The organism is Bradyrhizobium sp. CB1015 (assembly GCF_025200925.1).
Lineage (GTDB): Bacteria > Pseudomonadota > Alphaproteobacteria > Rhizobiales > Xanthobacteraceae > Bradyrhizobium.
On sequence record NZ_CP104174.1, the window covers coordinates 4,653,141 to 4,665,618 of the forward strand.

Sequence of the window (12,478 nt, forward strand, 5' to 3'; positions counted from 1 at the left end):
TCTCAGGAGATCACCTTGCTGGCGCGAAACAGGATCGACGACACATCCAGGTCGATCCCCAGAAGCCCGGCTGTTTTCAGATTGACTGCCAGTTCAAACTTCTCGGGACGCATCACCGGAAGATCTGACGGATCTTCACCGCGCAGGATGCGATCGGCATAAGTGGCAAGCCGAAAATAGGTCGTGCGCTGGTTTGCCCCGTAACTCAAGAGACCTCCAGCGTCACAATATTCAGACCAGCCAAACATCGAAGGCAGCCGGTGCGCGATTGCAAGCTCCGCAATCTTCGCACGATGCACCAGCGTCACAGCATCGGGAAACACGAGGAGAGCATCCGCATCCACCTTGCCGGCAGCCATCAACCCATTCTCGATTTCGCGAGCGCCAGAGAACGGAACGTAGGCTGCCTCAATGCCGAGATTTCGGCACGACTCCAAAGTCGCACGCCATTCCAGTGGCTCTCCCGGATGATCCGTGTTCGAGAAAACCGCCAGTTTTCGCAGCTTTGGATAAATGTCCTTGAGCAGCTCAACGCGCTTTCCTGCCAGCTCAAGCGACAGGAATGTGCTGCCGGTGAAATTGGTGCCGGGGTGAGCAAGGCTTTTCACCACACCCAAAGCGACGGGGTCGCCGCTCAATGCAAACAGCACGGGGACGTCGGTGATTGCAGTCATGCCGCGTGTCGCCGGACCGCTCGAGACCACAAGGTCGACGTCCCCTCGCTGCAACTCGGAGACGATCTTGCGCAGTGCCTGCGGATTTCCAGGGGCATAATGCGTCTCGAAGGTGACGTTCCTGCCCTCGACGTATCCCAGCGCGCGCATTCCCTCGCGAAAGCCGTCCAGGAAGGGATCCGGTTCGGACTGAGTCGAGACCCAGAAGATACGATGCAGCTTGGCTCCGCCCTGCGCCCGTGCGATCGCAGGCCAGGCCAGTCCTCCACCAATCAACAAGATGAACTCTCGTCTTTTCATGCGAGCACCCGTCGAAGCTGCGCCGGCAATTCCGGCCGCAGACCAAGGTCCTAGCTGTGCATCTGATGACTGCGCTCGGTACTGCGCTCCGCAAGCGGACTGTCGCGACACCGGCTCCGACATTTGTCGCCGACAGCATCCTCAAAGACTGGGCTGGTGAGACGATTTGTCCTTGAGATGCGCTTGATTTTTGCTTGAGACCGGCCCGATCAAGATCAAAACGGCCTCATGCGCTGCATAGTGCGGCATCATAACACCTCCGGAGCGGATCCGGGCGAGCTACGGCGTCTCAAGGGGACAATTAGAACTCACATCCTGAGGCAGTGCCCTCGACCTCAGATATGGTGTGACTGCAGCGCGCCTTCGGCAGTTCACGCGCTAAATTAGCTCGCCGCCATCCCGCCGCCGTTCAGCGCCTTGCGGATCATCTCGGCGAGTTGGTTGCGGCGGTAGGGCTTGGTCAGCAGCAGCACGCCGTCATCCAGCTTGCCGTGGTGGACGATGGCGTTGTCGGTGTAGCCGGAGGTGTAGAGCACTTTCACGCCCGGCCGGCGCCTCGCCACCTCTTCGGCGAGCTCGCGGCCGCTCATGCCGCCGGGGATGACGACGTCGGTGAACAGCAGGTCGAAGCTCTGGCCGGCCTCGATCAAGTCCAGCGCAACCTTGCCGTCGGACGCGGCGACCGTCTTGTAGCCGAGGCTCTGCAGCTGCGCGGTGACGAAGTTGCGCACCAGCGGATCGTCCTCGACCACGAAAATGGTCTCGGCGCCGCCTTCGGCCTGTGGCGTGACGCCAGCTGCGACGTCCGCGGCGCCTTCGCCCGGCGGCAGATAGAGCTTGATCGTGGTGCCGTGGCCTTCCTCGCTGTAGATCTTGATGTGGCCGCCCGATTGCTTGACGAAGCCGTAGACCATGGAGAGGCCAAGGCCCGATCCCTTGCCGACCTCCTTGGTGGTGAAGAATGGCTCGAACGCCTTCTGCTGCACGTCGGGGGGCATGCCGGTGCCGGTGTCGCTGACCGCGAGCATGACGTAGGGGCCTGCTGCCACGTCGCCATTGGCCAGCGCATAGGCCTCGTCGAGCACGACGCGATGGGTCTCCAGCAGCAGCTTGCCGCCGTTCGGCATGGCGTCGCGGGCGTTGATCGCCATGTTGAGCACGGCGTTGGTGAGCCTGGACGGATCGATATGCGTCGTCATCGGCCCCTGTTCCAGCACGGTCTCGATCTGGATCTGCTCGCCAAGGGTGGGGCGCAGAAGCTTTGCGATGTCCGAGATAGCGGCGTTGATGTCGACGTTGCGCGGCTCGAGCGGCTGCCGGCGCGCGAACGCCAGCAGGTGCTGGATCAGCTCAGCGCAGCGCTCGGCGGCATCGTCGATCAGCCGCGCCGTGCGCTGCAGCTCGGGCTGATCCTTCAGGCTCTCCACCAGCGTCTCGGTGTTGCCGGAGATGACGGTGAGCATGTTGTTGAAGTCGTGCGCGACGCCGCCGGTCAGCTTGCCGATCGCATCCAGCTTCTGCGACTGGTGCAGCTGCCGCTCGGTCTCGCGCGAGGTCGTCGCATCGTGATAGACCAGCACCGCGCCGGAGATGTTGCCTTGCCCGTCCCGCATCGGCCGGCCGCTGACCATGAGATGGCGTGGCGGGTTGTCGCTGTGCGGGCGGACGATCATCTCCAGCTCTTCGAACTGCTCGCCGCGCAGCACGCGCGTCGAGGGCAGCTCGTCGGTCAGAAGCGGCGTGACGCCGTCGCCGTGAAACACGTCGGACAGCGCGCGCAGATTGCCGACGTTCATGCCGGTGCGATGTAATAGCATGCGCTCGGCGGCCGGATTGGACAGCAGCACGGTGCCCTCTGCGTCGATGACCAGCACCGCCTCCGCCATGCTGCGAAACGTGCTCTGGAGCACGTTGACCGACAGGCGCAGCTCGTCATGCGCGGCGACGAGGTGCTCGGTGCGCTCGGCCACCGCCGCCTCGAGCGCCGTCTTGGCGGCTTGGGTCTGCTCGAGCGAGTTCTGGAGCTCACCCGTGGTGCGACGGCTCTCGCGCATCACCAACGCGACCAGGAGCAGGATCAGCACGGCACCGGCGACGTCGATGCCGAGCAGCACGATGCCGGTGCGGCGCGAATCCTGGGAGCGGGCGGCGAGCAGTCGCTCTTCCTCCGCGCTCAGACGGTCGAGATTGCCCATGACCGTGTCCATCAGCCCGCGGCCCTCGGCCTTGCTGTTGAGGGCGGCAATGCCGGCCTGGTCGTTGGCAGCGCGCAGGCGCATCGCGGTGGCGGCGATCTCGATCCGGCGCAGCGCCAGCGGCTCGGTGCCCTCCAGCAGCGCGACCTGATCGGGGCTGTCGTGCACGTCACGCTTGAGCTCGGCGAGCGCCGGCGCGATCTTGGCGTGCACCGCCTGGAACTCGTCGCTGAAGGCCTGGCTGCGATAGAGCTCGTAGCCCCGCGCGGCGCTCTCGGCCCGGCGCAGCAGCACGCGCAGATCGGAGATCTTCTTCTGCACCTGGACGGTGTGGTTCACCCGCGCCGCGTCGGACCGCGACTTGACGTCGAGGGCGATCGAAGCCGCGGTGATGATCAGGAGGATGGCAAGTCCGGCACCGAGAATGACGCGCTGCGTTGGAATCAAGGGGCCTCTTTCTGGTCCTTCGGCGGCGCGCTCGCGCCCGCGAGGCATTCCCGGATCGTGGTCAGCAGCGCTTCCGGCGTGAACGGCTTGCGCAGGCAGCGCGTTGCGCCGAGTTCAAGCGCCATGCGGAGAAAATCGGGAGAGGGCGAGGCGGACGAGGCGAAGGCGTAGCCCGACATCGCGATCAGCGGCGTGGCCGGGGCGCGCTCGTGAAAGATGCGGATGGATTCGAAGCCGCGCATATGCGGCATGAAGATGTCGACCAGCATCACGTCGAAGGCTTGCGATTCCAGCGCAGCCAGTCCTGTTTCGCCGCCGTCGGTGAGCGTGACGTCGAAGCCCTGACGTTGGAGAAGGACCTCGATGGTCGCGCCGACCATCGGATCGTCATCAACCACGAGAATACGCGGCATGACACTTCCCAGAAGATCGAAGTCCCCACTGTGGTTTGTGATATCCGCGAATCGTGGGTCCGGTCAATTTGGGATTGGATTGCGAAGGATATGCACGGTTCGGTGCATAAAGGTCCATTTGCATCGATTTGTACTTATCCTTGCACGCGCGAGCGTGATGGAGCCGAAACAGGTGAGAAAGATGCCCGTTGCGAAAAAGGCGCCGCATCGCTGCGACGCCTTCTGCCTCACGTCTTGGCGATCTGCTTACGGACAAGGATGCCGCCGGCCGTCGTAACCGAGATAGGTGCCCGAGGCCGGGTCGTACGATTTGTAGCGCTGCGCACAATAGGCAACGGAGTCGCCGCCGCTGTCCGGCACCACCGCAACCGTCGGCTCGTCATAATAGCTGTCGTAATAGTAGGGATCGTCATAATAGCCGTACCCGCCGCCGTAATAGGCGTAGGAGCCGAGGCCACCGATGGCGGCGCCGGCCGCAAAGCCCGGCCAGAAACCGCCGCCGTGACGATGGTGATGGTGGCGCCAGCCGCCGCTCCAGGTGCCGCCGCTGCCGCTCCAGGTGCCCGGCGAGGCGGTCGCGACACTGCGCGTGCCGCTGAACGTGGGCGAGATGCCGGGGCGGGACGCCACGCCGCCTACAAAGCTGCCGCCGCTCGGACGGACCGCAGGGGCGGCCGCGAAACTGCCTCCGCTCGGACGCATCGCGGCGCCGCCTCCGAAACCGCCGCCGCTTGGACGCATAGCGCCCCCGGCCGCGAAATTGCCGCCGCCGCCATGGAAGGCCGCGCCGCCGCCACCCATGCGCGCGCCGCCACCGAAGCCACCGCCACCGACGTGAGCACCGCCGCCACCGCCGCCGATATGGGCACCACCGCCCGCTCCGACCGCGGCGGCACGACTCTGTGCAAAGCTCGGGCTCGCCAAGGGAAGAACCAGCGCCGCTGCTGCGGCAGCACTCAACAATTTCAGACTGTTCATGGTCAAACTCCTTTCCCGGAAAGCAACCCTGCGAAAGCGCGGCGGTTCCTGGGATCACGCCGGTTTGCGCGCGAATGGAGCCTCAGGCCGTGCCGCTGTACCGGGCATGAATGAATCGCGTCCGCTTTGCGGCGGAGGCGTGCTCGGCAGGCGGATTTGCAGGGGCGCCGACACGCCTGCCGAACTGGACATTTCACCGCCCGGATGGCATCAGGACCCGACGAAGCAGGGCCCTTGCCGCATGAAACAATTCTTCCTCAAGTTCTTCACCTGGTGGAATGGCCAGACGTTTGGCACCCAGCTCTGGACCAGACGGTATGGCGAGCTGGTCGGCCAGGACGAGCAGGGCAACCGTTACTACCGCACCCGTGGCGGGGCGATCGATCCGACGCTCGGTTTCGAGCGGCGCTGGGTGATCTATAATGGCTACGCGGAAGCGAGCCGGATTCCGCCGTCCTGGCATGGCTGGATCCACCACGTCGTCGACAAGCCGCCGACCGAGATCGATTACCAGCCGCGCGAGTGGGAAAAGCCGCACCAGCCGAATCTCACCGGCACGGCGAAGGCCTATCGTCCCTCCGGCTCGACGCTTGCCAGCGGCAGGCGTCCCAAGGCGACCGGCGACTATCAGCCCTGGACGCCCGGCTAGCCCTTTCGGCCCGCCCACGAACCACCATCGTCCAAGCGGATGCATTTGCATCCGCGCCGCCCCGCTGTGGACAACGGGAACAGCGGGGACGCCGCCTGCGCGGGCGTTGCTTTGAAGCGGGCGATGCGGCTCAATGATCCCATCTTACGGAGATGGGAGACCATCGCGTTCGGTTCGGGCAACAGTTCGCGACTGTCCCGAGATGCAGCGGCCGCCGAGGAAGGACTCGATCGGGAGATAGGCCCCCGGTCTGGAAGCTCCGACATCGCCCGATGGGAATGTGCAGCCACCGTGAGACAGGAAAGGCCGCTTGGGAAACCGAGCGGCCTTTTTCTTTGATCTGCTTCCCTGTTCTTGTCTCGCGGGACTTTTCAGCGCACGTACGGGGGTGAGTTGCCGACGGGCATCATCTCGTAAGGCGGTTTCCAGCCCGGCAGCTCAGCGACGCGGCGGCGCCACGCCTCAATGGCCGGGAAGGTTGCGCCAAGATCAAACCCCGTCTCCTCGGTTGGATAGTAGAGATAGCCCAACAACGAGAAATCGACGATGGTCGGCCGGTCGCCCAACATGAAGCGGCGGTCGGAGAGGTGTCGGTCGACGATCGAGAAGGCGCTTTCGGTACGTGCGCGCAGATAGGCGAGTACGGCCGGATGCGCAGGCTCAGGCATGAAGCAGCGTTGAAACCGGTGCTGAGCAAAGTTCGACGTGAATTTGTGGTTGTCGAACAGCAGCCAGCGTCTCGCCTCGAATACGTCCTCCGGACCCGGGGCGAAGACGCCGTGAGTCTCGGCGAGCCACAGCAGGATCGCACCTGATTGGCTCATGTGCCGGCCCTCCACCTCGAGCACGGGCACTTCGCCCATCACGTTGGTTGCGGCCCGCCAGTCAGGCGTGCGGGTCTCACCACCGGCGAAGTCGACGCCGACCGGCTCCCAATCCAGCCCGGCGCAGTTGAGGAAGAGCGCGACCTTGAACGAGTTGCCCGAAGCTCCGACACAGTGCAGCCGAAATCGCGACATGGTCAGGTCCCCTCTGTCGGTACACGACCAGGAAGCAGGAGCGGTCGCGAGCACGATTGTCGCGCCAGGCTGCTGACAGCGTCATGTCAGGAGTGGGGCAATGGCCAGTCGATGAAGCTGTGCGGCCGTGCCCCGGACGCAGCGCAGCGCTATTTTAGCGATGCACTGCAGAGCCGGGGCACATGCTGCAAAGGACCGCGTAGCTTCCTGGGCCCCGGCTCTGCGCCGCAGCGCTGCACGCTGCAGCGCGTCCGGGACACGCATCTAATTCACCCGCTCAGCCGCGCGTTTCACCGCCTCGAGCCGCCGCGCCTGGTTTTGCGCGCCGCGCTCCCTCAGCAGCGCCAGCACTTCGGCCGGCGCCGTATCGGGCGATCCCGCATTGAACGGCGGGGCTGGATTGTATTCCATCTGGAGCTGGATCGCTTCGGCCGTGGTGCGATTGACCATGATCGAGACCAGCGTCAGCGCGAAATCGATGCCGGCGGTGACGCCGCCGCCGGTGATGCGGTTGCGATCGACGCAGACGCGTGTCTTCGTCGGCGTCGCGCCGAATTGTGCGAGCATTTCCATCGCACTCCAATGGGTGGCGGCGCGGTAGCCCTTCAGGAGGCCGGCGGCGCCGAGGGCGAGCGATCCCGTGCACACCGAAGTGACGTATTTGGCGCCCGCCGCCTGCCTGCGCAGGAATTCGAGCACGTCCTCGTCGTTGAGAAGGTCGTTGGTGCCCTGGCCGCCTGGCACGCAGATAACGTCGAGCTGGGGGCAATCCGCAAAGGTCGTGGTTGGCGTCAGCGTCAGCACGGAATCGCTCGGCACCGGCTCGATCTGCTTCCAGATCAGGTGCAGTTTTGCGTTCGGCACCATGGCGAACACCTGCAAGGGTCCGGTGAAGTCGAGCTGGGTGACGCGCGGGAATACCAGGATTCCGATCTGGAGCGGTGACGACATGGGAGCCTCCGATTAAGCGCTTGACGGCGGCAGAATGGCATGGTGCCCTCCTGTCAGAAATGGCATAATTCCCTCGCTTTCGGACATACCCTCGGCTGGCCCATGATCGGCATCCTGATCTTCCCGGACTTTCAGCTGCTCGATGCGGCAGGTCCGATCTCGGTTTTCGAGATCGCGGCGCGCGCGTCCGGCAAGGCGCCAGCCCTCCGCGTGCTGGCGGCGAAGCCAGGGCTGGTGCGCAGCACGTCGGGTGTCGAGATGATGGCGCGTGACTTCAAGACGGCGAACGCGATCACGACACTGGTCATAGCCGGCGGTAGCGGCGTTGCGGAGGCCGCGCACTGCGAGATCACGCGGGCGTTCGTGCAGCGGCTGGCAAGGCGCGGCGTGCGGGTCGCGAGCGTCTGCTCGGGCGCCTTCGTGCTCGCCGAGGCGGGGCTGCTCGACGGCCGCCGCGCCACCACGCATTGGGGGCGGACGCGCGAGTTCGTCGCGCGCTTTCCCAAGGTCAAGTTCGAGCCGGACCGGATCTTCACCCGCGACGGCAATGTCTGGACCTCGGCCGGGATCTCCGCCGGTATCGATCTCGCGCTCGCGATGGTCACCGAGGACCATGGCGAGGAGATCGCGCAGGCGACCGCGCGCCAGCTCGTGCTCTATCACCGCCGCAGCGGCGGGCAGTCGCAATTCTCGTCGCTGCTGGAGCTGAAGGCGCCGAACGGTCGCTTCGGCGCGCTGCTAGCCTGGGCGCGCGAAAATCTCGACGCGCCGCTGACGGTGGAGGATCTCGCCGACCGCGCCGGCATGAGCGCACGGCACTTCGCCCGCGCTTTCGCCGCCGAGACCGGCACGACGCCCTCCAAGGCGATCGAGCGGCTCAGGCTCGAAGTCGCGCGCGAGCGCGTGCAGTCCTCGCGCGAGGCGATCGAACGCGTGGCGGAAACCACCGGCTTCCGCGACCCCGAGCGCATGCGGCGCGCCTTCATCCGCGCGTACGGCCAGCCGCCGCAGGCACTGCGGCGCGCGGCGCGCGCGGGGTAGGTGAGGTTCGTATTGCCCGGCGGACGTCAACAATACGTCGGCGCATGTCGCTTTGGGTCTGACATTCGAGGAGCGGGATCGCATGTCCGGTTCGCCTCAAACGCAGACACCCCGGATTGATGCGGATATACCTAGCTCGTGCTCTTTGCCGCCGCCCCGCCTGACGTATCGGCGCGCACTATCACCCGCCGCGCGATCGGCATCAGCATGTACGGCGCAAGGTGAATTGGAAACTGCGTCAGCGCGAAATAGAGCCAGGTGGTGGGCGGCAATGCGCCGGCGGTGGCCGCCAGCATCAGGCCCAGATTGCGCTGTGACACCATCAGGCCGATCGCAAAGGCGCGCTCGGTGCCGGCGCGGCGAAAGATCAACGTCGTCACGGCCAGCAGGGTGAAATAGACCGCGAAGGCCAGCAGTGCGACGCCGATCGCAAACAGCGGATCGGCGACGAAATCGTGCGCCACGTCGCCCATGACGGCGGATGCGAAGACCAGCAGGATGACGATGTTGAATCCGTCGATCGGCCGCTTGTGGCGCTGGATCGCATCGGTGCCGAACAGGCGGCGGATGACGGTGGCGGCAAGCAGCGATGCGGCGAGGATGCCGAGCAGCTTCAGGCCGAGCGCGAGCGGTGAGATGCTGAGCATGCCGCCGAGAAAGAGGCTCGCGAACAGCGAGGCGGTGAAGGGCACCAGCGCGGTCGCGGTGACCAGCGTGACCAGCGGCAGCGTGGCGTCGAGGCCGATCAGCGCCGCGAGCGCCGGCGCTGCCATCATCGGCGAAGCCATGCCCTGGAGCATCAGCGCGAGGAAGAGTCCGGGTGAGCTTCTGTCGAGCCCGCTTCCATGGGCGAGCAGGGCGACGATCAACGGCACGCCGATCGTGGTCCAGGCCGTGGCGGCCGCGACCAGCGCCGGCCGGCGCAGATGGCCGTACAGCGCGACGAGATCGACGCGCATGAAGGAGATGCAGAGCAGAAGGAAGATCGCCTCGGTGACATAGGGGCGCAGCAGCGCGCCGAGCGGCGGCACCGCGACCGCGATGAAGGCGATCGCCGCCACCGCGCGCGTGCCCTGGCCGCCGAGCCAGGTCAGGGCGCGCAGGGGAAGGGCGAGGGCGGCTTCGAGGAGGGAGGGCATCTCTGTCGGTATTGTAGGGTGCGTCGCGCTTTGGGGGGCATGCCCGCCTTCGGCCCTGGGAGTGCCCTGGGGAGGGGCTCACGACTATCCCATCCCGATGCCGGCCTGGCCAGACCGGGCCGGGAAGGGCAGGGATGCCGCCCTTCCCCCGCCGGAAGCGGCGGGTTAGTTGCAGATGCCTATTTTTATAGGGGCTAGGCGAACTTCTGGAGCTTGCGGTCCCGGATTGGTCCCGGAAATGAATTGTCGAAATTGTATAAGCTAGATCAATGTCTTATGCGCTGAATTAACGCAGTAGTTCATCATTCTCACAATTTCAATTTCTTCCTGAGATCGACCTGACCCGACGAATACGCTGTGTAATCAAAGTGCAAGCTAGGCGCGGCCGTCACTTATACGACTCGCGCTAAACGGGAACTCGCGCATAAGATGTCCGCATGTCGGCGGGAAAGATCATCGGTCAGTTGTTGCTTGGCATCGCGAGCATCATCGTTTCGCATGCCTTCCTTATCGCCGTTCACGATGTAGGTTGGTTTCCCGATCAGCAACTGGCGAAGGCGCTGATGGCTTCGCCAGAGCTCTTGCAGGTCGATTGGTTCCGCTGGGCGATGACTGCAGCGTTGGCAATCGCAATATGGGGCGTTGCCGACTATTTTCTTTATCGGCGCCACCTCGTCGCAGGCAATTCAAAGCCGAAGGTGGAGCGAAAGGATGAGGTATCCCCAACCCACGCTATTACTCAATACTTGCCTTCGACGGCGCCGGCCGTCCTTCTAAAGGATGGATGGGTACTCAATTTCAATCCGGCAGTGCTCACTGGGCGCAAACTCATCTCTTTCAATTCGGACGGGAAGATTGGAGAAGGCAGAAACAAGAATGAATGGACATGGTCCATGGTAGGCGACGAGCTAGAAATACGCCGTCAAAACGGCGATCTCCAAAATCGCTTTAGATTTGATCCTCACAGCACGAAGTTTATTTCGACCAATCATCCCGATGCCAAAGGTATTAGAGACCAGTTCATTTTCCGCGACCGCGCTGATCAAAGATCCTAGGTAACCTCGTTTTTATGTACTGCATGGCATCGTACACCGTTTCAGGTCCGTAGGTCTCCCTCTGCAATTTCCGGTGCCAACATCGCTAACGAGCGACAGGCTCAATCGACTAGTCATCAACCATCGATCAGATGCCCACAATTGGATCAACCGATCATCCTGAACCAGTCTTTGACCGTGAGGTGGAGGCGATCGATTTCGTCCTCTGATAGGGGACAGCAATGAGCAATCGGGCCCCGCAAAAGGTTGAGGCTGCTCATCACCTTCTCTACGGCACGCGGGCTCTTGAGGATTGGTTCGAACAGAGGCCAATTCGAACTGATGATTACCGACAACTGTCCAAAGGTGGTGTAGTCGATTGCGCGGTCCGACCTTCGTGTCACGCCGCTATCGACCTCTGCCTTGCGTAGGCGCTTCACCTCGTCGCGAATCTGTTGAGGTGTCTTTTCCTCCCACCAGTTGGTGCCGGCAGCGTCCTCCATTGCTTCAATGATAAGTTTTCTGATCCCCTGCTCAAGGCAGTAAAACAGCTCATAATGCTGCGCCATCTGAGCGGCTTCTTGACGCACTGATTGCTCAAACTGAGGATAGTAGTCGGCTGCGCTCTGTTGCGATGCCCGGGGTACATGGCCGAGTTCAACCTCGAATTTCTGCTCAATGCCCTTCAGTTCTTCGGTGACGATGAGACCGGACATTCCGAACGAGCGAAGATAATCATCCGTTTTCATCTGAACTCTTCAATAGGTTTTCCTTCAAGCTTTTGAAGATCGCATTGAACACAGCGATGTCGGAAGTGGCTGGCAGATTTAGATTGATCGTGTAACCAAGGTTGAGTCCAACGCTTGGTGGGGAAGGCAAAGCAAAATTCGGAGTAAGAGGAGCTTGCTTTTCGCCGGACGGGATCGGCGTGACCTCGTTGGTTCTGTCGAAGTTGGCGAACTTCTTCACTCCTTTGATCGTATTTAAAGTCATCGTCACGACATTCGAGTCGGCGTCCTGACCTGTTTCCTCAATTATCAAGCCTCGGAGTTCGCTGTCTTCCAGCACAGGCCAAAATTCATTGCGTTTGAACAGGGCCGCGTACCCCGTTCGCAGGGCGTCGGCCGCGGCCGTACCAGTGCTACCGTTGTTTCTGAATTTCTTGTAGATGTCGGATGGCGTTCCATCCGGGTTCACAAACCCCAGCTTCTTGAGCAGCGCAGTCATCTGATCACCAGACCCGCCTGGAATTTTCAGGATCGTTTTCACAAAGTCTTGCGTGACTTTTTCGGGAGTGGCAGCGGCCTTAATGCCCAGCAACGCCTTCTCAACATTTCCAGTCGCTGTGGTGTACGGCAGCACGCCCATTTTCAAAGCTCCGACCAGTCCTGAGGGGAGCATGGTCAAGTCCGACAGCGCCGATTGCAACTGGAGTTGGGACTTACTAACAGGTGTGTGTTAAGAAGGCGCGCGAGGGCGAACAGCGAAAAAGACTGGCGCGAGGCCGTCTTTTGAGGAACGGTTAGGGGCACGAGCAAGCTGTGGTCGCAGTCCCGGATTGGTCCCGGAAACCCCGTCAAACCGCGAAGAAAACGTGAATGAACGCGAGAGTTAGTGTTGAAAGTAAACGATTTTTTC

Annotated in this window: 12 protein-coding genes; 3 read left to right on the forward strand and 9 right to left on the reverse strand. The window is 63.0% G+C overall.

The window, feature by feature from the left end; all coding sequences use genetic code 11:
- Nucleotides 1–2: 2 nt before the first annotated feature.
- The 4 genes from N2604_RS21530 to N2604_RS21545 form a co-directional block, all read right to left on the reverse strand.
- Nucleotides 3–974, reverse strand: coding sequence for an ABC transporter substrate-binding protein (locus N2604_RS21530; RefSeq protein WP_260370233.1), 972 nt, complete (start codon nucleotides 972–974; stop codon nucleotides 3–5).
- Nucleotides 975–1,357: 383 nt separating this feature from the next.
- Nucleotides 1,358–3,616 (reverse strand): CHASE3 domain-containing protein, encoded by a 2,259-nt coding sequence (locus N2604_RS21535; RefSeq protein ID WP_260370234.1) that lies wholly within the window; start codon nucleotides 3,614–3,616, stop codon nucleotides 1,358–1,360.
- Nucleotides 3,613–4,029: a response regulator gene (locus N2604_RS21540; protein WP_260370235.1), complete on the reverse strand. Its 417-nt coding sequence runs from the start codon at nucleotides 4,027–4,029 to the stop codon at nucleotides 3,613–3,615. The genes N2604_RS21535 and N2604_RS21540 overlap by 4 nt, the downstream gene beginning before the upstream one ends.
- Nucleotides 4,030–4,275: 246 nt before the next feature.
- The gene (locus N2604_RS21545) at nucleotides 4,276–5,007 is read right to left on the reverse strand and encodes a BA14K family protein (RefSeq protein WP_260370236.1); all 732 of its coding nucleotides are present in this window, start codon (nucleotides 5,005–5,007) and stop codon (nucleotides 4,276–4,278) included.
- A 241-nt stretch (nucleotides 5,008–5,248) separates the two neighbouring features.
- Between N2604_RS21545 and N2604_RS21550 the strand changes: the two genes are divergently transcribed.
- Nucleotides 5,249–5,656, forward strand: a complete 408-nt coding sequence (locus tag N2604_RS21550; RefSeq protein ID WP_260370237.1) for an NADH:ubiquinone oxidoreductase subunit NDUFA12 — start codon at nucleotides 5,249–5,251, stop codon at nucleotides 5,654–5,656.
- 371 nt (nucleotides 5,657–6,027) lie between these two features.
- Here N2604_RS21550 and N2604_RS21555 read toward each other — a convergent pair whose 3' ends face one another.
- The gene (locus N2604_RS21555; protein ID WP_260370238.1) at nucleotides 6,028–6,675 is read right to left on the reverse strand and encodes a glutathione S-transferase family protein; all 648 of its coding nucleotides are present in this window, start codon (nucleotides 6,673–6,675) and stop codon (nucleotides 6,028–6,030) included.
- 264 nt (nucleotides 6,676–6,939) lie between these two features.
- A complete protein-coding gene (locus tag N2604_RS21560; protein WP_260370239.1) occupies nucleotides 6,940–7,626 on the reverse strand; it encodes a DJ-1/PfpI family protein in 687 nt (228 codons plus the stop codon).
- Nucleotides 7,627–7,728: 102 nt separating this feature from the next.
- Between N2604_RS21560 and N2604_RS21565 the strand changes: the two genes are divergently transcribed.
- Nucleotides 7,729–8,667: a GlxA family transcriptional regulator gene (locus tag N2604_RS21565; protein ID WP_260376283.1), complete on the forward strand. Its 939-nt coding sequence runs from the start codon at nucleotides 7,729–7,731 to the stop codon at nucleotides 8,665–8,667.
- Between the two features lie 131 nt (nucleotides 8,668–8,798).
- Here the strand turns inward: N2604_RS21565 and N2604_RS21570 are convergent, their stop codons facing one another.
- Complete coding sequence (locus N2604_RS21570; RefSeq protein WP_260370240.1) at nucleotides 8,799–9,806, reverse strand: Na+-dependent transporter; 1,008 nt, start codon at nucleotides 9,804–9,806, stop codon at nucleotides 8,799–8,801.
- Between the two features lie 437 nt (nucleotides 9,807–10,243).
- On the opposite strand from N2604_RS21570, the gene N2604_RS21575 reads away from it, so the two are divergent.
- Nucleotides 10,244–10,861: a hypothetical protein gene (locus tag N2604_RS21575; RefSeq protein ID WP_260370241.1), complete on the forward strand. Its 618-nt coding sequence runs from the start codon at nucleotides 10,244–10,246 to the stop codon at nucleotides 10,859–10,861.
- Nucleotides 10,862–11,007: 146 nt separating this feature from the next.
- On the opposite strand, the gene N2604_RS21580 is transcribed toward N2604_RS21575, so the two are convergent.
- Together N2604_RS21580 and N2604_RS21585 are read right to left on the reverse strand one after the other, a co-directional pair.
- The gene (locus N2604_RS21580; protein WP_260370242.1) at nucleotides 11,008–11,589 is read right to left on the reverse strand and encodes a Swt1 family HEPN domain-containing protein; all 582 of its coding nucleotides are present in this window, start codon (nucleotides 11,587–11,589) and stop codon (nucleotides 11,008–11,010) included.
- Complete coding sequence (locus N2604_RS21585; protein ID WP_260370243.1) at nucleotides 11,576–12,208, reverse strand: DUF5343 domain-containing protein; 633 nt, start codon at nucleotides 12,206–12,208, stop codon at nucleotides 11,576–11,578. Before N2604_RS21585 ends, N2604_RS21580 begins: the two co-directional genes overlap by 14 nt.
- Nucleotides 12,209–12,478 lie beyond the last annotated feature (270 nt).